The 25464-nt window shown below is 67.8% G+C and carries 14 protein-coding genes; 9 read left to right on the top strand and 5 right to left on the bottom strand.

What is annotated here, in order from left to right; translation table 11 throughout:
* Positions 1–48 precede the first annotated feature (48 nt).
* Genes nagA through ASE67_RS07920 form a run of 3 tightly spaced genes read right to left on the bottom strand, consistent with a single transcriptional unit; the run spans position 49 to position 2973 of the window.
* A complete protein-coding gene (gene nagA, locus ASE67_RS07930) occupies positions 49–1176 on the bottom strand; it encodes an N-acetylglucosamine-6-phosphate deacetylase (protein WP_055758847.1) in 1128 nt (375 codons plus the stop codon).
* Positions 1173–2231 carry an SIS domain-containing protein gene (locus tag ASE67_RS07925; RefSeq protein WP_055758844.1) on the bottom strand — a complete coding sequence of 353 codons (1059 nt, stop codon included), beginning with the start codon at positions 2229–2231 and terminating at the stop codon, positions 1173–1175. Before ASE67_RS07925 ends, nagA begins: the two co-directional genes overlap by 4 nt.
* A 31-nt stretch (positions 2232–2262) precedes the next feature.
* Complete coding sequence (locus ASE67_RS07920; protein ID WP_443025552.1) at positions 2263–2973, bottom strand: GntR family transcriptional regulator; 711 nt, start codon at positions 2971–2973, stop codon at positions 2263–2265.
* 505 nt (positions 2974–3478) lie between these two features.
* Between ASE67_RS07920 and ASE67_RS07915 the strand changes: the two genes are divergently transcribed.
* From ASE67_RS07915 to ASE67_RS07885, 7 genes are all read left to right on the top strand, one after another.
* Entirely contained in the window at positions 3479–6241 is a 2763-nt protein-coding gene (locus ASE67_RS07915) for a TonB-dependent receptor (RefSeq protein ID WP_055758838.1), read from the top strand.
* A gap of 139 nt (positions 6242–6380) precedes the next feature.
* Complete coding sequence (locus ASE67_RS07910) at positions 6381–8669, top strand: beta-N-acetylhexosaminidase (RefSeq protein WP_156348543.1); 2289 nt, start codon at positions 6381–6383, stop codon at positions 8667–8669.
* Positions 8666–11281, top strand: coding sequence for a beta-mannosidase (locus tag ASE67_RS07905; RefSeq protein WP_055758831.1), 2616 nt, complete (start codon positions 8666–8668; stop codon positions 11279–11281). The genes ASE67_RS07910 and ASE67_RS07905 overlap by 4 nt, the downstream gene beginning before the upstream one ends.
* Positions 11278–13860, top strand: a complete 2583-nt coding sequence (locus tag ASE67_RS07900) for a glycoside hydrolase family 3 C-terminal domain-containing protein (protein ID WP_055758829.1) — start codon at positions 11278–11280, stop codon at positions 13858–13860. The genes ASE67_RS07905 and ASE67_RS07900 overlap by 4 nt, the downstream gene beginning before the upstream one ends.
* Positions 13857–16151: a GH92 family glycosyl hydrolase gene (locus ASE67_RS07895; protein ID WP_055758826.1), complete on the top strand. Its 2295-nt coding sequence runs from the start codon at positions 13857–13859 to the stop codon at positions 16149–16151. The genes ASE67_RS07900 and ASE67_RS07895 overlap by 4 nt, the downstream gene beginning before the upstream one ends.
* A complete protein-coding gene (locus ASE67_RS07890; protein ID WP_055758823.1) occupies positions 16148–18505 on the top strand; it encodes a hypothetical protein in 2358 nt (785 codons plus the stop codon). Before ASE67_RS07895 ends, ASE67_RS07890 begins: the two co-directional genes overlap by 4 nt.
* Positions 18502–20400, top strand: a complete 1899-nt coding sequence (locus tag ASE67_RS07885) for an alpha-L-fucosidase (RefSeq protein WP_055758818.1) — start codon at positions 18502–18504, stop codon at positions 20398–20400. Before ASE67_RS07890 ends, ASE67_RS07885 begins: the two co-directional genes overlap by 4 nt.
* 75 nt (positions 20401–20475) lie before the next feature.
* On the opposite strand, the gene galA is transcribed toward ASE67_RS07885, so the two are convergent.
* Positions 20476–23367, bottom strand: a complete 2892-nt coding sequence (gene galA, locus ASE67_RS07880) for a beta-galactosidase GalA (protein ID WP_055759338.1) — start codon at positions 23365–23367, stop codon at positions 20476–20478.
* Positions 23368–23388: 21 nt separating this feature from the next.
* The gene (locus ASE67_RS07875; RefSeq protein WP_055758815.1) at positions 23389–24132 is read right to left on the bottom strand and encodes a copper homeostasis protein CutC; all 744 of its coding nucleotides are present in this window, start codon (positions 24130–24132) and stop codon (positions 23389–23391) included.
* Between the two features lie 380 nt (positions 24133–24512).
* Between ASE67_RS07875 and rplJ the strand changes: the two genes are divergently transcribed.
* Complete coding sequence (gene rplJ / locus ASE67_RS07870; protein WP_055758813.1) at positions 24513–25028, top strand: 50S ribosomal protein L10; 516 nt, start codon at positions 24513–24515, stop codon at positions 25026–25028.
* Between the two features lie 48 nt (positions 25029–25076).
* Positions 25077–25454 carry a 50S ribosomal protein L7/L12 gene (rplL, locus tag ASE67_RS07865; protein ID WP_055758810.1) on the top strand — a complete coding sequence of 126 codons (378 nt, stop codon included), beginning with the start codon at positions 25077–25079 and terminating at the stop codon, positions 25452–25454.
* Positions 25455–25464: the final 10 nt, after the last annotated feature.

Raw genomic sequence — 25464 nt, 5'->3', positions numbered from 1 at the left:
GTAAGTTGGCCCGGCCGCGCCTCCATGGCGCGGGCCGGGCCGGATCTTTCAGACGATGCGGTTGCCCGCGATCCACGTACCGCGCACGGTCAGGTCGGCGGCAAGCCACACGAAATCGGCGCTGTGGCCGACATCGATGCTGCCGATGCGGTGCGACAGGCGCAGGAACGCGGCCGGATTGGCCGACGCCATCGCCACCGCATCCTCGAACGCGACGCCCAGCGCGACCGTGTTCGCGACCGCCGTCGCCATGTCGAGGTCGCATCCGGCCAGCGTGCCGTTGTCGTCGACGCATACGCCGTTCTCGACATGGATCGGCTGGCCGTTCAGCACGAATTCCTTGCTGGCCGCGCCGACGGTCGGCATCGCATCGGTCACCAGCATGAACCGGTCGACCGGTCGCGACTTGAGCGCCACGCGGATCGCGGCCGGGTGCAGGTGCGCCCCGTCGACGATCAGCCCAGCATAGACGCTCTGGTCCTCCAGCACCGCGCCGACGACACCCGGCTCGCGGTGCTTCAGCGGTGACATGGCGTTGTAGAGGTGCGTGACGCCCCGCGCACCGGCATCGATCGCCGCGCGCGCCTGTTCGTACGTCGCGTCGCTATGGCCGATGCTGACGATCACGCCCGCCGCGACCAGCCGCTCGATCGACGCAACGTCGTTGCGCTCGGGCGCCAGCGTGACCATCACCACGCCCTTGCGTGGCGACGTCAACAGGTCGATCGCGGCATCGTCCAGCGCGCGAAAATGCTTGTCGTCGTGAATGCCCTTGCGCACCGGGTTCAGGAACGGACCCTCGACATGGATGCCGACGACGCCGGGCACGCCCGCCTCGATCGCGGCATCCACCGCGTCCAGCCCGGCGGCAACCACCTCCAGCGAATCGCTGATCAGCGTCGGCAGATAGGCGGTCGTGCCATACTGCGCATGGGCGGCACCGATCGCGCGGATGCCCTCGACGGTCGGCTGGTCGTTGAACAGGACGCCGCCGCCGCCATTGACCTGCGTATCGACATAACCCGGCACCAGCCAGCCGCCGTCGAGGTCGATGACCTCCGCGTCGTCCCCGGCATGAAATTCGACGATGACGCCGTTTTCCACCCGGAACGCGCAGCTGTCCTGCGTGCAATGCCCGGCCAGGACGCGCCCGCCGCGAAAGACAAAGTTGCTCATCGCGTTTCCGTCACCTTGCGCAGATGCGGCGGCTGATCGGGGTTCAGCCCGCGCCGCAGCGACACCGTGTTGACCATGCGATAGAAGCTCTGGATCATCAGGATCGGCTCGATCGCGGCATGGCTGCGGATCGCCGGCGGATGGCTGTCGTCGCTCGCCGCATCGGCCAGATGCACCGCCGCGCCACGCCCGGCGAACTCCGCCGCCGCCGCACGCACGTCATCGCCGGCATCGTCCGAGGTGGCGAAACCCAGCAGGGGAAAGCCGTCGTTGATGATCGCCATCGGGCCGTGGCGGACCTCGGCACTGCTGAACGCCTCAGCATGCAGCGCCGAGGTTTCCTTCATCTTCAGCGCCGCTTCCTGCGCCACGCCGAAGCTGTAGCCGCGCCCGATCACGAACAGGTTGCGCGCATCGACCAGTGTATCGGCGACCGGTGTCCAGTCGAGATCGAACGCCGCCTCCAGCTGCGCGGGCAGGCCGTCGAGCGCGGCGAGCAGCTCGGCATCCTGGCTCCAGTGCGCGGCGATGGCGGCAAGGCCGGCGAGCGAGGCGATGAACGACTTGGTGGCCGCGACCGACGTTTCGGCGCCTGCCGACAGCGGCAGCACGGTGTCGGCCAGCGCGGCGAGCGGCGAATCCTCGACATTCACCAGCGCCACGACGCGCGCGCCCGCCGCCTTGTAGCTTTCGACCGTGCGCAGCAGGTCGGGGCTGCGACCCGACTGCGACACCGCGATCACCAGCGCGTTCATCCGCGCCATCCGCGTCGCATAGACCGACGCGACCGACGGCGCGGCGCTCGCGACCGGCACGCCGCACAGCGTCTCGACCAGGTATTTGCCATAGGTCGCGGCATGGTCCGACGATCCGCGCGCGCAGGTAACGACCAGCGCCGGTGGATCGGCCCGCAGCGATTCGCCCAATGCAGCCAGCGTCGCGGCGTTGCGCGACAGGAACCGGGCGACCGATGCGGCCCCTTCCCCGGCTTCCCGGTGCATGGCGGTATCTTGGGCAGCAACCGGCTTTGGCACGGCTTCGGCTATGGACGTCATGAACCCCCTCTTGGTCCCGGCCAGCGCCGGATCAGCTTGCGTTCAGTTCGGCAACGACGTCGTAGGCGTCGCCGCGATAATAGGATTGGGTGAATTCGACGGTATCGCCATCGGGCAGGAAGCCGCGCCGTTCGATGAACAGCCCGGCATGGCCGACCTCGACGCCCAACCGCCTCGCCTGTTCAGCGGGAAAGGCCATCGCCCGCAGCCGTTGCAGCGCGCGCACAGGGCGGCACCCGGTCACTTCCAGTGCCGCATAGAGCGAGTCGCCGACCGCATCGACATTGGGCAGACAGTGGCCGGCGATCGCCGAATATTCGACCGCCATCGGCACGTCGTCGGCAAAGCGCATCCGCTGGAACCGATAGACCGGCGTGCCCGGCGACAGGCCCAGCGACATCGATTCCTCGGGCGTCACCAGCCCGGCGGACTTCGCCACCCACGCGCTGCTCGGCACCCGGCCGCGCGCCACCATGTCTTCGGAAAAGGACGACAGTTTCGAAAAGCTCTTGTCGACCCGCGCCGCGACGAAAGTGCCAGCACCCCGACGGCGCACCACCAGCCCCTCGTTCGCCAGCCCCTCGATCGCCTTGCGCACGGTAATGCGCGACACCGCGTATTCGGCGGCCAGGTCGCGTTCGGGCGGGATCGCGTCGTCCTGTTGCAGGATGCGCCGCTCGATCGCGGCACGCACCAGCTGCTGCAGCTGGACGTACAGCGGCGCATGGGCATCGCCACGCAGCTGCCCGACACGTTCGGAAAAGGCCCCGCCGACAGGCTGGACCGACGAACGATCGACGGAAGGGGCGGACGATACGGACACCGAGTCTGGATAGGTACCTTTTTGGTATTAATCAATGCGGATTCGACTGGCCGAAATACGGCTTTTCCACCGCTTGCCCGCTACCGATGTTGCGATTGGACCGCCCCGGATTTGCGCTTTGGCCTTAGATTAATCGATTACACGACCGGCAGCAGCGTTGCCAATTGCGCAATTTAATTACGCCTATCGCTTATAAATTGCACCTAACAACCGATATTGGCCTGTCTCGGCTACAATTTTCTCACCAGTGCATGATGTTTTCATTTTTATGTAGATTTTATGATCGCGATTGGTCACATTGCACTCGACCAAAACGAGCCTGCATGGTGCCAATCTAGTACCAATGCTGGACGCATGTCGTCTCGCCCGTCGCGGCCACATTCGGGGGGGCGCATTTCGCGCCCGGATATAAGGGGTAGGGTCCATGGCATTTTCGCGTTTCGCTTATCTAGCTTCCACCGCGCTGGTGGCGCTCGCCACGCCGGCGTTCGCGCAGGAGGCGCCGACCACCACGCCGCCATCGTCGAACGACACCGCGACCGGCGGCGACGACATCGTGGTCACCGGCATCCGCGGATCGCTGCGTAACGCGATCAACGTCAAGAAGCAGGCCAACGCCGTCGTCGACGTGATTTCGGCGGAAGACATCGGCAAGTTCCCCGATCGCAACGTCGCCGAGTCGCTGTCGCACATCCCCGGCGTGTCGATCGACCGCCGCTTTGGCGAAGGTGAAAAGGTCGCGATCCTCGGCACCGATCCGGCGCTGAACCGCATGCTGCTCGATGGCCACGCGCTGGCGTCGGCCGACTGGGGTGGCAACGACAACGATCCGTCGAGCCGTACCTTCAACTATTCGCTGCTGGCGCCTGAACTGGTCGACCGCCTCGAAGTGTACAAGTCGCCCGAACCGCGCATCGAGGAAGGCAGCCTTGGCGGTACCGTCATCGTCCGCACCCGACGTCCGCTCGATCTCGCGGCGAACTCGGTCTTCGCCTCGGCCGGCTATTCGTACAACGACCGCGCCGACAAGGGTAACATTCGCGGATCGGGCCTCTACAGCTGGCGCAACGCTGCCGAGACGTTCGGTTTCCTGGTCGCCGCAACCTATGACAAGCAGAACCTGACCCGCGCCGGCGTCGAATTCTTCGGCTATCAGAGCGGTGCCGATTTCTTCCAGAAGAACGCCGATGGTTCGGTGCGTCGCGACGCGTCGGGCCAGGGCATCCTGCTGAACCCGAACGCCACGATTTCCGGCGGCAGCAAGAACGATCTGATCGGTGCGGTCGCGCCGTTCGGCATCAACTACGCCTATTTCCAGCAGACCCGCGAGCGCGCCAGCGTGTCGGGCACCGTGCAGTTCCGCCCGGTCGAGAACCTGACCTTCTCGCTCAACGGCCTGCACATCGACGGCAAGTACAACAACTATAGCCAGTCGATGTACACGATCCCGGTCGCCTGGACCGGCAGCGTGCTGCAGTCGGCGACGGTCAACAACGGCGTCGTCACCGCCGCCAGCTTCGGTGCCGCACCGAACCAGAGCGCACAGCTCGACACGCTGGTGCGTCGCACCTCGCTCAAGACCGACAACATCAACCTGTTCGCCGATTGGGAAGGCGACAACGGCGCCAAGGTGTCGTTCGCCGGCGGCTGGTCGAAGGCGACGGGCGGGCGCAACCCCGAATATCTGTTCAACGTGCAGACCAAGCTGCCGTTCAGCTATTCGTTCACCCCGGAATCGGCCGAGGTCAATTTCGTCGGCGACCTGACCAACCCCGCCAACTATTTCACCAACCCGAACAACAACCCGGCGCAGATCGAAGGCCGTCCGGTCATCGTCAACGGCGCGCAGCTCAACGCGGCCCAGATCGGCGGTCTCGATTACAGCGTCACGACCGACCGCGACATCTACGCCGGTTACGATGCGACGATCCCGGTCTCGTTCGGTCCGTTCACCGAAGTGATGCTCGGCAGCCGCGTGACCGAGCACGTCAACCGGGTCGATGCGCGCGGCATCAACACCTACCTGACCACGTCGCGCCTCGGGTCGCAGCTGGGCGTCGATACTACCTCGACCCCCGACGGCACCTTCTCGGGCAGCGGCGGCAGCGGTAATGCGACCAAGTACCTCAACCTGTCCGAACAGGCGGTGATCGATATCCTGGCCGGCGCGATCAACAGCCCGCTGGTCAACAAGATCGGCGCGTCGACGAAGGTCAAGGAAACGGTCGCGGCATCGTACGTCCAGGCCAATTTCGACCAGGGCGGCTGGCGCGGCAACATCGGTGGTCGCCTCGTCTACACGCAGGACGTGTCGAACTACGCCACCACGCTCAGCAACACGGTGAACCCGCAGCCGGTGCCGACCACCACGGCGACCGATTATCTGAAGTTCCTGCCCAGCGTGAACGTCGCCTATTCCTTCTCGCCGCAGTTCATCGTGCGCGGCGCGGTGGCAAAGGTGATCTCGCGTCCGCGCTATCAGGATTTGGCGGCGGCGACCTCGCTCAACGACATCACGCTCGATGGCGGTGGCGGCAACCCGAACCTGAAGCCCTATGAATCGGTCAACTACGAACTGACTGCCGAATGGTATCCGCGTGCGGGCACGCTGGTCGCCGGTGAACTGTTCCGCCGCGAAATCAGCAACTACATCATCAACACCCGCACCAATCAGGTGTTCTTCAACTCGCTGCAGAACCGCCTGACGACCTACAACGTCAATCAGCCGATCAACGGCGGCAAGGCCACGGTCAACGGCGCACTGATTTCGGGTCAGAGCGAAATCTGGGGCGGCTTCGGTATCCAGGCGAACTATTCGTATCAGGAAAGCTCGACCTCCTCGGTCGATACCACCGGTGCCGAACTGAACCTGCCGTACCTGTCGAAGCACACCGTGAACGTGATCCCGTATTTCGAAAGCGGGATTTTCCAGACGCGGCTGAGCTACAACTACCGCTCGAGCTATTTCCGCACGATCGGTCGCCTGAACTCGCGCGAAATGGTCGCACCGTACAGCCAGCTCGACCTGTCGGCTTCGGTCAACCTGACGCCCAAGATCACGCTGACCGTCAACGCACAGAACCTGCTCGACGAAACCTACTATCAGTACAACGCGACCCGCGATCGTCCGACCGCCTTCTACAAGAACGGCCGTACCTTCGCAGCCAGCGTGGCCTTCCGCCTATAACGGGGCCGGTGATCCGGGGGGTGCGGCCCGTGCCCTCCGTTTCATCCGAAGGCCCCGGCTTTGCCGGGGCCTTTTTTCGTTCGGGCCGCTAGACGTTTCGGTACGGTCGAATCGACCGGCCATCCAAGGGGAGTATCGCGTGAAGCATCGTCTGACCTGGGCCGCCCTCGCCGCCGCCACCGCGATCGTTGCCCCGGCAGCGGCACAGACCGCCCCGCTCCTCCCCCTGCCCGCACGGATGACCCCGGCCAGCGGATCGATCACCATCGCGAACGGGGCCGGCATCGTCGCCCCCGCAGCCGACAAGGGTGCCGCGACCGCCGCGCGCCTGCTGGCCGATCGGGTGAAGGTCGATCGCGGGCTGACCTTGACCCCCGGCGCTACCGGCAACATCCGTTTCGTGCGCGATGCCGCAATCACCGGCGACGAAGCGTACCGCCTGACGGTCACGCCCCAAGGCATCACCATCGCCGCCAGTGGCGACCGGGGCCTGATCTGGGGCGCGATGACGCTCGCCCAGCTGCTCAGCCCCGACACCGCGTTTGGCAAGCCGGTGCGCGTCGCCGCGACCACGATCGACGACGCCCCGCGCTTCCGCTGGCGCGGGCTGATGGTCGACGTGACCCGCTCGTTCCAGCCGATCGACACGCTCTATCCGGTCATCGACACCATGGCCGCGCAGAAGCTGAACACGCTGCACATGCACCTGTCGGATGACCAAGGATGGCGCGTCGAGATCAAGCGCTACCCGAAGCTGACCGAGATCGGCGGCTTCCGCGAGCCTCCGGTCGCCGGTGGCGCTCCGGGGCCGAAGGTCGGCGGCTTCTACACGCAGGACGAACTACGCAAGCTGGTCGCCTATGCGGCGGAACGCGGCATCACCATCGTCCCCGAAATCGACATGCCCGGCCATGCGCAGGCGGCGGTCGCGGCCTATCCGGAAGAGGTCGGCGTGCTGGGCGACCGCCCGCCGGTCGGCCATGACTGGGGCGTCAATCCATGGCTCTTCTCGCCCTCACCCCGCAGCATGACCTTCATCAAGAACGTGCTCGACGAGCTGATCGACATCTTCCCCGGCCAGTTCATCCATGTCGGCGGCGACGAGGCGGTAAAGGACCAGTGGCAGCGCTCGCCCGAGGTGCAGGCGCAGATGAAGGCGCTGGGCCTCAAGACCGAGAACCAGATGCAGGGCTGGATGATCTCCGAACTCGGCAAGCATCTGGCGAGCAAGGGCCGCCGCCTGATCGGCTGGGACGAAATCCTCGAAGGTGACGTCCCGACCAGCGCGACCGTCATGTCATGGCGCGGCGAGGCAGGCGCGGTCGAGGCGGCGAACAAGGGCCATGACGTCGTCATGTCGCCCGCCCCCAACCTGTATCTCGACAATATCCAGTCGACCGCCGGCGACGAACCGCCCGGCCGCATCGGGCTGCAGACGCTGGAAATGATCTATGGCTATGAGCCCGTCCGTCCCGGCGTGACGGCAGAGGCCGCCGCGCATGTGCTGGGGGCCCAGGGCAATGCGTGGTCCGAATATCTGGCGACGGCCAAGCAGAAGGAACACGCCACCTTCCCGCGCCTGTCCGCCATCGCCGAATTCACCTGGAGCCCGCGCGACAAGCGCGACTGGAAGGGCTTCGTCGACCGCCTCCCGCCGCAGATGCTGCGCTATGAACGACAGGGGATCGCGGCGGCCGATGCGGCGTTCGCGGTCACTTATGCGCTCGACGGTTCCAAGGGCGACGTGCTGCGCGGCAAGTCGCCCAAACTGGCGCTGACGACGCAGACCGGCGCGGGCACGATCCGCTACACCACCGACGGCAGCCAGCCGACCGCCCGGTCGCGCAGCTATGCCGCGCCGATCGCGCTGAAGCCGGGGCAGACGATCACTGCCGCCGCTTTCGCGAAGGACGGCCATGCCCTCGCCAAACCGCGCGCGTTCGACGCGACGCGGCCCGCACTGCTGCGCGCGACCGGCACGGCGGACATGGTGGCCTGTCCCAACGGCGCGCTGGGCCTGCGCGTGCCGCTGGTGTCGGGTCAGTCGGGCGATGCCCCGGCGTACAACGTCAACATCTTCGACACCTGCACCCAGGCGCCGAAAATGCCATTGGATGTCGCGCAGGCGTTCACCGTCACCGTCGCCCGCCTGCCGCGCCATTACGGCCTCGCACACGACTATACCGCGCTGCGCGAACATTTCGCGGTGACGCAGCATGGCGAGCTGGTGATGCGCACCGGTGGCTGTGACGGCACCATCGCCGCGACCTTCCCGCTGCCCGATCCGAACACCGCGCCCAACCGGTTCACGTTCAAGGGGACGTTCGCGAAACAGCCCGGCGATGCGGACGTCTGCCTGCAATTCACCTCCCCGCTATCCGACCCGTTCTACACCGTCGACACGCTGCAACTGGAAGACGCGAAGTGAAGAAGCCTGCCCTGTTCCTGCTGCTCGCCGCTGCCCCAGCCGCCTTGTGGGCCGCGCCGCGCGAGACGGTGACGCTCGACAAGGGGTGGCAGGTGCGGCTCGCCCCCGGTGACACGGCGGCCGAGGACCATCCCAAGGCCGCGCGCTGGTTGCCGGCCAAGGTGCCGGGCACGGTGCAGACCGACCTGATCGCAGCCAAGGTCACGCCCGACCCGTTCATCGGCCTCAATGAAGCGACCATCCAGTGGGTCGGGCGCAGCGACTGGGACTATAAGGGCACGCTGAACGCCTCCCCCGCGCTGCTCGCGCGCGGGCATGTCGATCTGGTGTTCGACGGGCTTGACACCTTTGCCGAGGTGTTCGTCAACGGCCAGAAGCTGCTCGCCGCCGACAATGCGCACCGCCGCTGGCGCGCGGATGCGAAGCCGCTGCTGAAGGCTGGCGCGAATGACATCCGCATCGCCTTCAAATCGCCCTTGGGCGTGCTGAAGCCGATGGTCGCGAAACTCGAAAACCCGCTGCCCGGCGAATATGATTCGACCGCGGGCGACGAGCCGGAGGCGCGGCAGACCTCGCCCTATATCCGCAAGCCCAAATATCATTACGGCTGGGACTGGGGTCCCCGCATCCTCAATGTCGGTCCCAATGGCGCGGTAAAGGTCGATGCGTGGGATGACGTGCGCATTGATACCCTGCGTGTCCAGCAGGAGGCGGTAACCCCGGCCGAGGCGCGCCTGTCCGCCGACGTGACCCTGATCGCCGACCGCGCCGCGACGGTACAGGTCGACGCGATCGTCACCGCCCCCGACGGGACCAAGGTCCGCGCCACCCGCACCGTCGCGGTCATGGCCGGCGAAAACCGGGTGAGCGTGCCGGTTGCCATCGCCAATCCGCAGCTCTGGTACCCCGCCGGCTATGGCGCGCAGCCGCTCTACACCGTCGCGACCGAAACCCGGCTGGGCGGCGAACTGGTGGATACGCAGCAGCGCGCGACCGGCATCCGCACCGTCGAACTGGTCCGGACCAAGGACGCGATCGGGCGCGGCTTCCTGTTCAAGATCAACGGGATTCCTGTGTTCGCCAAGGGCGCGAACCTGATCCCGTTCGACAGCTTCGGCCCGCGCGTCACCGACGCCTATATGGCAAAGATCATGGGCGACGCGCAGGCCGCGAACATGAACATGATCCGCATCTGGGGCGGCGGCATGTATTTGCCCGACAGCTTCTTCGACACTGCCGACCGGCTGGGCCTGATGATCTGGTCCGACTTCATGTTCGGCGGCGCGATCACCCCCTATGACCCCGACTATCGCGAAACCGTGAAGGTCGAGGCCGAGGAACAGGTCGACCGGGTGCAGGCGCATCCCTCGATCGTGCTGTGGTCGGGCAATAACGAAGTGCTGTCGGGCTGGGAGGGCTGGAGCGACCGCACCGCCTTCAAGAAGCGCGTCGGTGCCGACGAGCAGGAGCGTATCGGGGTCGGCATGGCGATCCTGTTCGACCGCGTGCTGCGCGACGCCGCCTCCGCCCGTGATGCCGACGTCCCCTATTGGCCCGGATCGCCCAGCGCCAATTACGAGGGCAAGCCCGACCAGGACGGCAATGGCGACCGCCATTACTGGGACGTGTGGGGCGGCAAGAAGCCCGCCACCGCCTATCTCGACAGCTGCCCGCGCTTCATGTCGGAATACGGGCTGCAAGCGATGCCCGACATGGCGACCCTCGCGAAATTCGCGAAGCCCGCCGACTATGCGGTCGATTTCCCGGTGATGACCGCGCACCAGAAATTCCTGAAGGGTGCCGGCCAACAGCGGCTGCTCGACTATATCCGCCTGCGCTACCGCGAGCCGCGCGATTTCGCCGACTTCGTGTATCTGTCGCAGGTCATGCAGGCCGACGGTATCCAGCTCGGCGCGCTGCACCACCGCGCCTGCCGCCCGGTCACCAGCGGCTCGCTCTACTGGCAGTTGAACGATGTGTGGCCCGGCGCGTCGTGGTCGAGCATCGACTATTATGGCCGGTGGAAGGCGCTGCACTTCGCCGCCCGCCGCTTCTACGCCCCGCTCGCTGTATCCGCTGCACGCAAGGCGGACGGGCCGACCGACATCACCCTGATCTCCGACCGCACCGTTCCGGTCACCGCCCTGTGGCGGATGCGGACGATGGACGTCGATGGCAAGGTGACGATGGCGCATGAAGCCGCGATCCAGCTGCCCGCGCTGTCGGCGACCAAGGTCGCGACGCTGACCGATGTCGACCTGTTCAAGGGTGCCAATCCGAAGCGCAGCGTGACCGTGGTCGAACTGGTCGTCGACGGCGCGGTCGCGTCGCGCGCACTGGTGACGGCATTGCCGGAAAAGGCGATGACGCTGCCCGATCCGGGCCTCACCAGCCGCTGGTCGACGGTCAATGGCAAGCCGGCGCTGACCATCACCACGCAGCGGCTGGCCCGTGCGCTGTGGATCGGCTTCGGCACCTTGGACGTGCAGGCGTCGGACAATTTCCTCGACCTGCTGCCGGGCGAAAGCGTCACGGTAACGATCGAGGGCAAGGCATCGGCCGGTGCGCTGAAGAAGGCGCTGCGCCTGCAAACGCTGGGGGCCGCCAAATGAGCATGCTTCTCGCCCTGCTGGCTGGCGCTGCCGAGCCGGACCCGCAGATCGCCGCGACCATCGCGGCGATGACGCCGGCGGAAAAGGCGGCGCAGCTGCAAAGCACCGCCCCGGCGCAGGGCGAGGTGCTGCCCGCCTATGACTATTGGAACGAAGCGCTGCACGGCCTCGCGCGCAACGGCGTCGCCACCGTCTTTCCGCAGGCGATCGGGCTGGCGGCGACCTGGGACGCGCCGCTGATGGAGCGGATCGGCACCGTCGTCTCGACCGAGGCGCGCGCAAAATACAACGCGCTGCCGGGCAGGAACCGGCGGCGCTACGAAGGGCTGACCATCTGGTCGCCCAACATCAACATCTTCCGCGACCCCCGCTGGGGCCGCGGCATGGAAACCTATGGCGAGGACCCGGTGCTGACCGGCGCGCTGGCGGTCGGCTATGTGCGCGGGCTTCAGGGACCGGACCCGCTGCAACCCCGCGTCATCGCCACGCCCAAGCATCTGGTCGCGCATAGCGGGCCGGAGGCGGGTCGCGACGCGTTCAGCGTGCAGACCGCGCCCTATGACATGGAGGCGACCTACCTCCCCGCCTTCCGCCGCGCGCTGACCGAGGGGAAGGCGCAATCGGTGATGTGCGCCTATAACGGCGTCCACGGCGTACCAGTCTGTGCCGCCGGCTGGCTCCTAAACGACCGCATCCGCCGCGACTGGGGCTGGAACGGGCTGGTCGTGTCGGACTGCGACGCGATCGGTAACATCGCCCATTATCAGCGCTATGCGCTCGACAACGCCGCTGGCTCCGCTGCGGCAATCAATGCCGGGATGGATCTCAACTGCGGCTCGGCCTACGCCGCGCTGCCCCGCGCGCTGGAACGCGGCCTGACCACGCAGGCCGTGGTCGACCGCGCACTCACCCGCACCTTCGAAGCGCGCAAGCGGCTGGGCGACGCGTTCGGCGCGAAGAGCCGCTGGGACAGCATCCCCGCCAGCGCGCTCCACACCCCCGCCAACCGCGCGCTGGCACTGGAGGTCGCCGCCAAGTCGCTGGTCCTGCTCCAGAACAATGGCGTCCTGCCGCTGAAACGCGGTGCCCGGATCGCGGTCGTCGGCCCCAATGCCGACAGCCTCGACGTGCTGGAGGCAAACTACAACGGCACCGCCGCCGACCCGGTAACCCCGCTGAAAGGGCTCACCAACCGCTTCGCCGTGACCTATGCGCAAGGGGCGACGCTGGCAGAGGGCGTCCCCCTGCCCGTGCCCCAGACCGCGTTCGGCGCGGGGCTGAAGACCGAGTTCTTCGCCGATCCGGCGATGACCGGCACGCCCGTCGTCACCCGCACCGACCGCATCATCGATTTCAACTGGGCGCGCACCAGCCCGGCGGCGAACCTGCCCGTGAACCGCTACGGCGTCCGCTGGACCGGCACGCTGACCCCGCCGGGGCCGGGCCGCTACACGCTGCGCATCGACATCAACCGTTGCTGGGACAAATGTTCGGGCCGCGACGCGGTGAAGCTGTGGGTCGATGGCAAGGACGTGCTGAGCGCCACCGGCACCGCCGCCGTCGAGGGAGCGGCCAACGACAGCAAGTCGGAGCGGATGGAGGCAGTACTCGACTTCGCCGACGCCAGCCCCAAATCCTTCCGCCTCGACCTCACCCATGCCAGCACCGACGACAGCATCCGCCTGACCTGGATCGCCCCCGCCGATCCGCAGCGCGCGCAGGCGGTCGCCGCCGCCCGCGCCGCCGATGCGGTCGTCGCATTCGTCGGCCTGTCCCCCGCCGTGGAGGGTGAGGCGCTGCGCCTCGAAGTCGCCGGCTTCTCGGGCGGCGACCGCACCGATATCGCCCTGCCGGCCGCACAGCAGCAGTTGCTCGAAGCGGTCAAGGCATCGGGCAAGCCGCTGGTCGTCGTGCTGCTTTCGGGCAGCGCGGTCGCGATGGAATGGGCAAAGCAACATGCCGACGCGATCGTCGCCGGCTGGTATCCCGGCGAGGTCGGCGGCACGGCCATCGCCGATCTGCTCGACGGCACGACCAATCCATCGGGTCGCCTGCCGGTGACCTTCTACGCCAAGACCAGCGACCTGCCCGCCTTTGTCGACTACAACATGAAGGGCCGCACCTATCGCTATTTCGACGGACAGCCGCTCTGGGGCTTCGGCCATGGGCTGAGCTACACCCGCTATGCCTATGGCGATGCGAAGGCGCCGACGACGCTGACCGCCGGCCAGCCGCTGAACGTCACCGCCCGCGTCACCAACACGGGAACACGGGCCGGTGAAGAAGTCGCACAGGCCTATCTGATCGCGCCCGCCGACGTGAACAAGGTCGGCGCATGGAACGATCCCGTGCTGCGCCACAGCCTCGTCGCCTTCCAGCGGGTCGCGCTGAAGCCGGGTCAGGGCAAGACGGTGACCTTCACCCTCGACCCGCGCCTGCTCAGCACAGTGTCGCTCGACGGCACCCGCGCGGTGCGGCCCGGCAGCTATCGCCTGTTCGTGGGCGGCGGCCAGCCGGGCGACACGCCCGGTCAGGAAATCGCGTTCACCATCACGGGCACGCAGGAGTTGCCGAAATGACCATGCTCTCCCGCCGCGCCCTGCTCGGCAGCAGCGCCGGCCTCGCGGTCGCGACCGCCCTGCCGGCGACGACCGTCACCCCGCCTGTGACCCGCCCCGACCTGTTCGTCGGCACCGGCGGCGACGGCCACACCTTTCCCGGCGCGACCATGCCGTTCGGGATGGTGCAGCTGTCCCCCGACACCGACACCGCGCGCTGGGCAACCTGTTCGGGCTATCACAAGGGCGACAGCTCGATCCTGGGGTTCAGCCATACGCACCTGTCGGGCACCGGCATCGGCGACATGCTCGACGTGCTGGTCGTGCCGACGCGCGGTCCCGTGCTCCTCGACGGCGGCCCGCTGGAGGACCCCGACAAGGGCTATCGCCAGCGCTACGGGCAAGAGGTCGCCGATCCCGGCTATTACGCCGTCACGCTCGAAAGCGGGGTCCGCTCCGAACTGACCGTGACCGAGCGTACCGGTATCCAGCGCCACCGCTTTCCCGCCGGGCGGGCGCACATCCTGATCGACATGTCGCACCTCGTCATGGAGGGGCCGAACCAGTCGCCCTATATCGACGACGCCGCGCTGACGCTGGAGGCCGACGGCACGCTGACCGGCACCCGCCGCGTTTTCCGCTGGGCCAAGGGGCGGCGGATCTTCTTCGCGATGCAGCTGTCGCGCAGACCCGACCGGATCGAGTTCTTCGGCGACAGCGACGCGCCGGCCGGCACGAAGGGCGTTGCGGGCAAGCGGGTCAAGGCGGTCCTGCACTATAACGACGCCGGCGCCGCGCCGATCATGATCCGCACCGGCATCTCGGCGGTCGACCTGAACGGTGCCAAGGCCAATCTGGCCGCCGAAGCGAAGCATTGGGATTTCGACCGCTATGTCCGCGCCGCGCGTTCGGCATGGGCGCGCGAGCTCGACCTGATCCGCTTCGACGGCGGCACCGAAGCGCAGCGCACCGTCGCCGCATCGGCGCTCTATCACGCCTCGATCGGCCCGACGCTCTTCTCCGACGTCGACGGCCGCTATATCGGCCTCGATCGCCAGACCCACACCGTGCCGCGTGGCGAGGCGGCGTACAGCGCCTATTCGCTGTGGGACACCTACCGCGCCTTCCATCCCTTGCAGACGCTGATCCGCCCCGCGCGCACGCAACAATTCACCCGCGACCTGATCCGCCAGACGCAGCAAAGCCCGTTCGGCCCGCCCGTCTGGCCGCTGCAGGGCGTGGAAACCGGCTGCATGATCGGCTGGCACGCGGTGCCGGTGATGGCCGAGGCACGGGCGAAGGGCGTCGCCGCCGACTATGCCGCCGCATGGGGGGGCGTGAAGAAGCGGTCGTTCGACTGGACCACGCCGAACCTCGACAACAGCATCGGCGTGCAGGCCTATGACGAGCTGGGCTATGCGCCTGCCGACCACATCTTCGAAAGCGTGTCGAAGACGCTGGAATTCGCGTATGACGACTATGCCGGCGCGTTCATCGCCGATGCCGCGGGCGATGCCGCCGGGGCCGCACGGTTGCGCAAGCGGTCCGGCAACTGGCGCAACGTGTTCGATACCAAACTGACCTTCGCGCGCGCGCGGCTCGCCGATGGCAGCTGGGCCGAACCCTTTGCCCCGAACGGCATCGGCCATTCGAAGAAGTGGCGCGACTATACCGAGAGCAACAGCTGGCAGGCGACGTTCCTCAACCAGCACGACGTCCCCGGCCTGATCGCGGCGATGGGCGGCGATGCCGCGTTCGAAGCGAAGCTGGACGGCCTGTTCAACGCTTCCTCCGAACTGCCAGCCGACGCGCCGCCCGACATTTCCGGGCTGGTCGGGCAATATGCCCACGGCAACGAACCCAGCCACCACGTCGCCTATCTCTATGCCTATTGCGGTGCGCCGTATAAGACGCAGGCGATGGTCCGCCGGCTGCTGACCGAAATGTACCACGACCGCCCCGACGGCATCATCGGCAACGACGACTGCGGACAGATGAGCGCGTGGTACCTGCTCTCCGCGCTCGGCTTCTATCCCGTCGATCCGGTCAGCGCGACCTATGTGCTGGGCTCCCCCCTGTTCGACCGGGCGACGGTGCAGGTCGGTGGTGGTCGCACGCTGGTGGTCGAGGCACGCGGCAATGCCCCCGACCGCCCCTATGTCCGCAGCGTGACGTGGAACGGGCGTCCGTGGACCAAGAGCTGGATCGCGCACGCCGATCTGGTCAAGGGCGGGCGGCTGGTGTTCGAGATGGCGGCGACCCCGAACAAGGCGTTCGGTCGTGCGCCTGGGGATCGGCCGGGCAGGCGGTGATCCTCGCCGCGCTCCTCGCCACCGCCGCGCCGGTCGTGGTGCCGCTGGATGCCGCGTGCGTCGTCGGGAGCGACCCGGCGGCGCAGGTGCTGCGCGAACGGCTGGCAGAGCGGGGGGCGGCGTGTCCCTCTCCTCCGTCATCCCGGCGAAAGCCGGGATCCACGGATGGGGAGACGGCAGCGACGGAGCCGAAAACGCCCGACACAATGGATTCCGGCCTTCGCCGGAATGACGGGGGGGCAGCGGTCACCATCCGCTTCACCCCCGCCCGCCTTGCCCCCGAAGCCTTCGCGATCGACACCACCGCCCGCACCATCACCATCCGCGCCGCGACCACCCGCGCGCGCCTGTTCGCCGCCGGCTACCTGCTGCGCCACCTCGACAACCTCACCCTCACCGCCCCGGCCCATGTCACCGAAGCCCCGGCGATGGCGATCCGCGGGACCCAGATCGGCTACCGCGCCAAGAACAACAGCTATGACGCCTGGGACCTGCCCATGCTGACGCGCCGGATCGAGGATTTCGCGCTGCTGGGCGGCAACCGCATCCAGTTCGTGGCACCCGTGTCGGACGATGCCGCCACCTCGCCGCTCTCACCCCTGCCCGCCACCGAAACGCTGATCGCGATCGCGCAGGCGACGCACCGGCTGGGGATCGACGTCGCGCTCTTCTATCCGCTGCTGCGCGACTATGAAAAGCCCGGCAGCGCCGATGCCGAAGTCGCCGACTTCACCACGCTGGCCGCGAAGCTTCCCGCGCTCGACGCGCTCTACATCCCCGGCGGCGATCCCGGCCATACCGCGCCCGACCGACTGTTCCCGGTCGCGGAGCGCATCGCGGCGGCCCTGCGACAGCGTTTCGCGAAGGCGGAAGTGCTGCTGTCGACCCAGGGGTTCGACGCCGCCGACCTCGACGCCTTCCACGCGCAACTGGCCCGGAACCCGCGCTGGCTGACCGCGATCTTCGTCGGCCCGCAGACGCGCGACAGCATCGCCGAGCATCGCCGCCGCATCGCCGGCCGCTACCCGATCGAAACCTATCCCGACACCGCGCACACGATGCACGCGCAATTCCCGATCCCCGACTGGCACCCGGCGTTCGCACTGACGCAAGGGCGCGAGCCGGTGAACCCCCGCCCCGCCGCGACCCAGCGCATCTTCGCATACCTCGCCCCGGCCACGCGCGGCTTCGTAACCTATAGCGAGGGCGTGAACGACGACTGGAACGTGACCCAGTGGTTCCGCCTCGGCTGGAACCCGGCCACGCCCTTGGCCGACATCGCCGACGACTATGCCCGGATGTTCGTCGGCGACCGGGCCTTTGCCGCCGTGCCGGCCGCGCTGGAGGGTAATTGGCGCGGCGATCCGTCGGCCAATGCCGGGATTGATGCGACACTGGCGCTGGTGAACGGCATCCGCCCGGCGCGCTGGGCCGACTGGCGGATCGACCTCTATCGCTACCGCGCGACCTATGACGCGCTGGTCCGCCATCGCCTGATCGCGGCCAAGGCCACGCAGGCCGAGGCGCTCTACACGCTGCGACAGGCGCCCGCGACCGGTGCGGAGGCCGCCGCCGTCGCCGCGCGCTTTGCCTATGCCCGCCCCGAACCGGCGATCGTCGCGTCGCTGCGCACCGACCTGACCACGCTTGCCGACCGGCTGTGGACGCGGGCGCGGATGCAGCTGTCGGTGCCGCGCCATGGCGCATCGAACTGGGAACGCGGCGCGAACCTCGACCGCGCCGACATCCAGCTGAACGACCGCACCGCCGTCGAGGCCGACATTGCCGACGCGCTGCCCCATCCCGACGCCGCCGCCCGACTGGCCGTGATCGGCGATCCGTGGCGCACCCGCGACATGGCGCTGTACGACGATCTGGGCGACCCGACCGCCGAACCGCATCTGGTGCGTGGGGCCGGCTTCGACGCCGATCCGCAATCGCTGGACAGCGCGATCGACGGCGTCGCCGATCATGTGCCCGATCAGGGCTGGCGCATGGCGGACCTGAGCTATGCCGAGGGGCTATACGAAACCCCGGTGCGGCTGCGCTATACGGGGCTGGAGCGGAACCGCCGCTACCGCCTGGTCGCGCGCTGGGCGGGCGAGGATTACGCGTTGCCGATGCGACTGACCGGTAACGGTGTCGAACTCCACCCCTTCCGCCCGCGCAGCGGCGACCGCGATACGGTCGAGACCGCCATTCCGCAGAGCCTCACTGCCAGCGGTACGCTGACCCTCGAATGGCATCGCCCCGCCGGCATCGGCGGCGGCGGGCGCGGTCATCAGATCGCGCAGGCCTGGCTGATCCCCGAACCCCTGTCTCCCGAATCAAACGCACCCGGAGTATCGCAATGACCCTTTCCCGCCGCAGCCTGATGGGCAGCAGCCTGATCGCCGGTGCCGCCGCCTGCGCCCCGCGCGCCGCGATCACCCCGGCCCCGACCGCGCTGCCCGCACCATGGGGGGCGACGCCCTCGCCGCGCCAGCTGAAATGGCATGACCATCGTCAGTACGGCTTCATCCATTTCTCGATCAACACCTTCACCGACAAGGAATGGGGGTACGGCGACGAAGACCCCAAGCTGTTCAACCCGACCGATTTCGACCCCGACCAGATCGTCGCGGCGGCAAAGGCCGGCGGCCTTACCGGCCTGATCCTGACCGCCAAGCATCATGACGGCTTCTGCCTGTGGCCGACGATGCTGACCGAACATTGCATCCGCAATTCGCCCTATAAAGGGGGCAAAGGCGACATTGTCGGCGAACTGGAGGCGGCATGCCGGCGCGGCGGGATCAACTTCGGCGTGTATCTGTCACCCTGGGACCGCAATCGCGCGGACTATGGCGCGCCCAGCTACATCACCTATTACCGCGCGCAGCTTACCGAATTGTGCACCCGCTATGGCAAGCTGTTCGAGGTGTGGTTCGACGGAGCGAACGGTGGCGACGGCTATTATGGCGGCGCGCGCGAGACGCGGAAAATCGATGCGGTTCAATATTATAACTGGCCGTCGATCATCGCGCTGGTCCACCAGCTGCAACCCGATGCCTGCACCTTCGATCCCCTGGGTGCCGACATTCGCTGGGTCGGCAACGAGGACGGCCATGCCGCCGACCCCTGCTGGCCGACCATGCCGAACCACCCCTATGACCAGGCCGAAGGTAACACCGGCGTGCGCGGTGCGCCGCTGTGGTGGCCGGCGGAGACCAACGTCTCGATCCGGCCGGGCTGGTTCTACCACGCCGACGAGGACGCCCAGGTTAAAAACCCCAGCAAAATCATGGAGATGTACGATCAGTCGGTCGGCCATGGCACGACCTTCCACCTCAACCTGCCCCCCGACCGCCGCGGCCGCATCCACGACCGCGACGTCGCCAGCCTGACCGCCTTCGGCAACGCCCTGCGCGCAACCTTCGCCAACGATCTGGCGGCCGGCGCGGTCGTCACCGCCAGCGCCGACACCGGCAGCACCGCCCGCAACGTCAACGACGGCAATCTCGACACCTTCTGGCTCGCCCCGGCGGATGCGAAGGATGCGAGCATCATCCTCGACCTGCCGCCGGGCCGCAGCTTCGACACGGTACGGTTGCAGGAATGGCTGCCGCTGGGTCTCCGTGTCACCCGCTTCGCCATCGACGTATCGGACGGCGGCGACCAGTGGACCACGGTCGCCGAAAAGGACATGGTCGGCCCGCAGCGCCTCGTGCGCCTCCCCGCCCCGATCGCGCCGCGCCGCGTCCGCTTCCGCACCGTCGCCGCCGAAGCCGGCCCGGCGATCCGCGAATTCGCGCTGTTCCGCTCGGTCGCCCCCATCGACCTGCCGCCGCTGAAGGTCAGCGATCCGAGCATCGTCGACCGTGCAGGGTGGAAGGTGACCGCCGCCAGCGCTCCCGGCGGCGAAGCCCTGCTCGACGCATCCCCGCGCACCGCGTGGACCAGCCCCGCGCCCGCGTCGCTGACCATCGACATGGGTCGCGCGGAAAAGCTCGCCGGCTTCACCCTGACCCCGACGCGGCACATCGACCCGAACGCCGCGCCGCCGATGAAATATCGCGTGGAAACCAGCGTCGACGGCAAGACGTGGAAGCCGGGTGGCGAAGGCGAATTCCCCAACATCAACTATGCCCGCGCGACCCAGCGCCTGCCGTTCACCGCCGCGCGCTCGGCCCGCTATCTGCGCTTCGCCTTCCCGCAGCCGGCGGTGCCTGCCCCGGCGATCGCCGTCGCGGAAATCGGCGCGTTCCGATAGGGCAGCTAGCTCCCCCCGTTTGCTTCGAGCGCAGGTTCGAGCCGAACGGGGGGAGGGGTAAGGGGATGTCGCCCCCTACCCCTTCGGCGCCAGCCGAACCGCCCCGGTAATCCCCGACCGCGCGCCCGGTACCGCCTCGATCAGCACCGCCACCACCTTAGCCCCGGCGGGCACCGGCACCACCAGCGGCCCGGCGTCGGGGTCGGTCTTCGCTCCGGCCTGCCGACCGTCGATATAGACGCTCGCCCGCCCCTCGACCTGCGCAAAGCTGACCATGCCGCCCTCCGCCATCACCCGCCGCCGTTCGGGCAGCGTGGCGCGGTACAGGCGGAACGACGGCCCGGCTTCGGGCGCGGCGGCGCTGCCGCTGCGGGTGAAGTCCCAGCTGTTATTGTCGTTGACCGGCGGCGTCAGGCCCGGATCGGGCGCGGTCGCGAACGATTTCGACCGTCGCCAGCCGAGGATGAACGCGCCCGGTGGCGTCACCGCAACCTGCGCGCGCGGCGTGGCCGCCACCCGGTCGATCACCAGTCGCGCCGGGCGCAGGCCCTCGGCGCTTGCCGCGATCGTCACCTTGCCGCGCCCCTCGCCCGCCTGCACGATCATCTGCGCGAGGCCGTTGAACAGCGACCGCGCAGGGGCCTTCTCGCTCTCATGGCTGTTGGGATCGCCATTGCCGACCCCGATCAGCGTCGCGCCGTCGACCGTGAAGCGGGTCATGCGGTTTGCGGTCGGAACGTGCCGCCCCTTCGCATCGACCGCATCGATCGTCACCGGCACGACATCCTCGCCATCGCCCAGCATTGCGGTACGCGCCGGGGTCAGCCGCAGCGCGACCGCGGGTCCCGCCGTTTCATGCACCGCGCGCGCGACCTCTCGCCCACCCTTCAACGCGATCGCCTCCAGCTTGCCCGGCGCATAGGGGACGGTGAACGCGTTGCCCATGATCCGGTCGACCGCCTGTTCGCCGACCATTCGCCCGTTCAGCACGACGCGGACCCGCTCGGCGTTGCTGGTGACGAGCAACTCGACCGGTTGCCCCTCCTTGCCCGGCCACGTCCAGTGCGGCGCAATGCCGACCACCGGCTCGCTATCGATCCAGTGCGCGCGGTGAATATCATAGGCGGTCTTGGGGAATCCGCACAGGTCGAGGATGCCGAAGAAGCTGGCGATGGTCGGCCAGGTGAACGGCGTCGGCTCGCCATGATAATCGAACCCGGTCCACACGAACCCGCCCGCGATGAAGCGGCGCTTCGCGATCTCGGCCCAGGCGTTCCGGTGGGTGGCACCCCACGGCGCCGCCTCGGTATCCATCGACGACATCACATGCGCCGCCTTGTCGGTCGCATAGGCCCCGCGCGTCATGAACGCGCTGGTATCCTCCGACGACGTGCTGGGCTTGCCCGGGTTCAGCGCGTGGAACTTGTCGTAATCGCCCTGATAGTAATTGAACCCCATCACATCGACGACGCTCGACACGTTCTGGGGATCGTAGAAGCTGCCGTTCATCGCCGCCGTCACCGGGCGGCTGTCGTCCAGCGCGTGGACATGGGCGGCCATCCGCCGGACCATCTCGACGCCGGCTTCGGTGCCCTGCATCGGTTCCTCGTTGAAGACCGACCACAGGATGATGCTGGGATGGTTGCGATGCGCGCGGACCAGCCATTCCAGTTGCGCCATATTCTCCGGCGCAGGATTGAAGATGCGGTTCTCGTCCATGACGACGAACCCCATCCGGTCACACAGTTGGTAGAAGGCGTCGGCCTGCGCATTGTGCGAACAGCGGATGGCGTTGACGCCGGTGTCCTTCATCCGTTGCAACCGCCACGCCAGCAGCGCGTCTGGCACCGCCACGCCGACCCCGGCATGGTCCTGATGCAGGCACACGCCCTTCAGCTTTACCGGTCGTTCGTTGAGGAGGAAGCCGGTTTGCGCATCGAAGCGTATCGTGCGGAACCCGATGGCGATGCGGCGTTCGTCGCCCCCGCCCGGCGCATCGGTGGCGACGCGGACGGTGTAGAGCGTCGGCGTCTCGATCGACCAGCGCTGCGGATCGGCGACGGGGAGCGACAGCGCCACCTGCCCCTCGCCTAGCGGCGACAATTCCGCCTGCCCCCGCGCGCTGCCGACCACCTTGCCGGCGGGGTCGAGCAGGTCGACCATCACGGTCGCCGTCGCTGCCGTCCGCGCGATGCTCTCCAGCGCGACCGTGACCGGCACCTGCCAGCGCCCGTCGCTGCCGAGGCGCGGATCGCAATGCACGCCATCGGTCGCAATCGATACCGGCGACCGCTTCGCCAGCCAGACGTGGCGATACAGGCCCGCGCCTTCATACCACCACCCCTCCATCGCGGTCGCATCGACCCGGATCGCGATGACGTTCAGCTCGTCGCCGAACCGCGCGAACGGGGTCAGGTCTACGGTGATCGCGTTGTAGCCCGAGAAATTGCGCGCTACGACGCTGCCGTTGATCCAGATTGTCGCGGCAGTCGCGATCGCGCCGAAATGCAGCTCGAGCTTCCTGCCGCGATCCTCGGGCGCAAGCCGCAGCGTGCGGCGATACCAGCCGATCCCGCGCGGGCGGTATCCTTGCGCGACATTCGCCGTCTCGACAAAACCCTGCGCCGATGCCCAGTCATGCGGCACGCTGACCGCTGCCCAGTCGGTGTCGTCATAGTCCATCGCCGCCGCGCCGCGCGCATTGCCCGCCTTGGCATTGGTGTAGGTCTCGTCATGCGTCGTCGGCAGCGGGGCGGCAATGTCGCCTTCGTGGAACAGCCAGCCGTTTGCCAGCAGGATGCGCGACGGGTCCTCGACCGGCAGCCGTTCGGGCAGGCCGGGGCGCGGCGACAGGCCGTGGAGCAGCCCGCTCGGTTCGGCCCGCGCAGCGTGCGCCGGCAGGGGCAGCGCACCTGCCGCCAGCGTGCCGGCAGTTCCGGCAAGAAGGGTCCGGCGATCGATCGGCATCATGGTCCTATATCCCTCTTGTCAGGCGTCGATCGCGGCGCGCAGCGCGCGCACGACGGTTGCATCGGTTCGCGCGAGGCCCGGCCCGGCAAAGCCCAGCGCGATCACGCGCGGATCGTCCTGCACCACGGCCACGCTGGCCGAGGCATGGATTTCCCCCGCCCCGGTCTGCGCCAGCAAGGCCGCGGTATTCTCGGGACGGACGCCCGATCCTGGCATCACCACGATCCGCCCCGCCGCCCGTTCATGCATCGCCCGGATCACCCCGACCCCATCGACCGCGCGGGTGGCCCCGCCCGAGGTCAGGATGCGGTGGAACCCCAGCGCCACCGCCGGTTCGACCACCGCGACCGGATCGACCAGCAGGTCGACCGCACGGTGCAGCGTCAGGTCGATATCGGCGCGCAGGCCCCGCACCGCCGCCAGCCACCGTGCCGTCGCCTCGCCATCGATCGCGCCGTCCCGCACCGCCCCGAAGACGAGGCCATCGACCCCGGCCGCGATTAGTGCGCGGGCATCGGCGATGGCGGTGTCCAGTTCGGGTGCGTCATAGGCAAAATCCCCCGCGCGCGGCCGGACCATCGCATGGACACGTACGCCCGCCGCCCGCGCCCGCTCGACCACCAGCGCCACCAGTCCCGGCGGCGGCGTCAACCCGCCGACCGACAGCGCCCCGCACAGTTCGATCCGATCCGCGCCGCCTGTGATCGCCGCATCGGCCCCGGCGGCACTGTCGATACAGATTTCCAACGTCGTGCGCGGCATGGTCCCTCCAGATTTATCTGACTAATGAAGCGTGCACGGCCAAGGTCAAGCCGGTTCGCACGCTTGACTCCCCTCGGCCACCCGCGTAAGCGCGCGGCCAGCCGTCGCATGGGGATTCGTCCTGTGTGTGACGTCCGTCCGAGACAGCAGGTGCGGGTTTCCCGCTTAATGTCCTGCCGAGACGGGGAATGTGTTATTCCGCCCGTGCGTGCCGAGGCACGTCGGGCCGGCCATGAAGCGACCGCTGCTCACTGCACGGCTCCGCATGGCGACCATGCCCCTCACGGACTTTCGCCCCGGTCGTCGCACCCTGCGACGGGCGGATTGTTCGCGGGCGTTTGCCGGTTCTGCCGGGACACGCCCCAGTAAAGGAGAACGGCATGGATCGCACTCAGAAGAGTGAAGCCGTCGCCGAGCTGAACCGCACCTTCAACGAGGTCGGCGTGGTGGTCGTCACCCGCAACCTCGGCATGACCGTCGCCCAGTCGACGAATCTGCGCAACAAGATGCGGGAAGCCGGCGCGAGCTACAAGGTCTCGAAGAACCGTCTTGCCCGGATCGCAGCCGAAGGCACGCCGTACGCGGTGTTGTCGGACCTGCTGACCGGCCCGACGGCGCTGGCGACGTCGACCGATCCCGTCGCTGCGGCGCGGGTCATCAACGACTTCGCCAAGACGAACGACAAGCTCGAGATCGTCGGCGGCGCCATGGGCGGCCAGATCCTCGACGCGGACGGCGTGAAGGCTCTTGCCTCGCTGCCCTCGCTCGACGAACTGCGCGCCAAGCTGGTCGGCCTCATCGTTGCCCCGGCAACGAAGATCGCCACCATCACGCAGGCACCCGCGGCCCAGATCGCGCGCGTGCTGTCGGCATATGCGGAGAAGGAAGCGGCCTGAAGGCACGCTTCCGACTAACACAACCCTATCTGATTTACGGAGAATATCATGGCTGACCTGAACGCAATCGTCGAACAGCTGAGCGCGCTGACCGTCCTCGAAGCAGCCGAGCTGTCGAAGCTGCTCGAAGAGAAGTGGGGCGTTTCGGCCGCTGCTGCCGTTGCAGCCGCTCCGGCCGCTGGCGGCGGCGCCGCTGCCCCGGCTGCTGAAGAGCAGACCGAGTTCGACGTGATCCTCACCGGCGACGGTGGCAAGAAGATCAACGTCATTAAGGAAGTCCGCGCCATCACCGGCCTCGGCCTGACCGAAGCCAAGGCGCTCGTCGAAGGCGCGCCGAAGGCCGTCAAGGAAGGCGTGAACAAGGACGAAGCCGCCAAGATCAAGGCGCAGCTCGAAGGCGCCGGCGCAACCGTCGAAGTCAAGTAAGCCGCAGGTG

The organism is Sphingomonas sp. Leaf23, assembly GCF_001421585.1.
GTDB lineage: Bacteria > Pseudomonadota > Alphaproteobacteria > Sphingomonadales > Sphingomonadaceae > Sphingomonas.
This window is presented reverse-complemented; position numbering and strand designations above follow the sequence as displayed.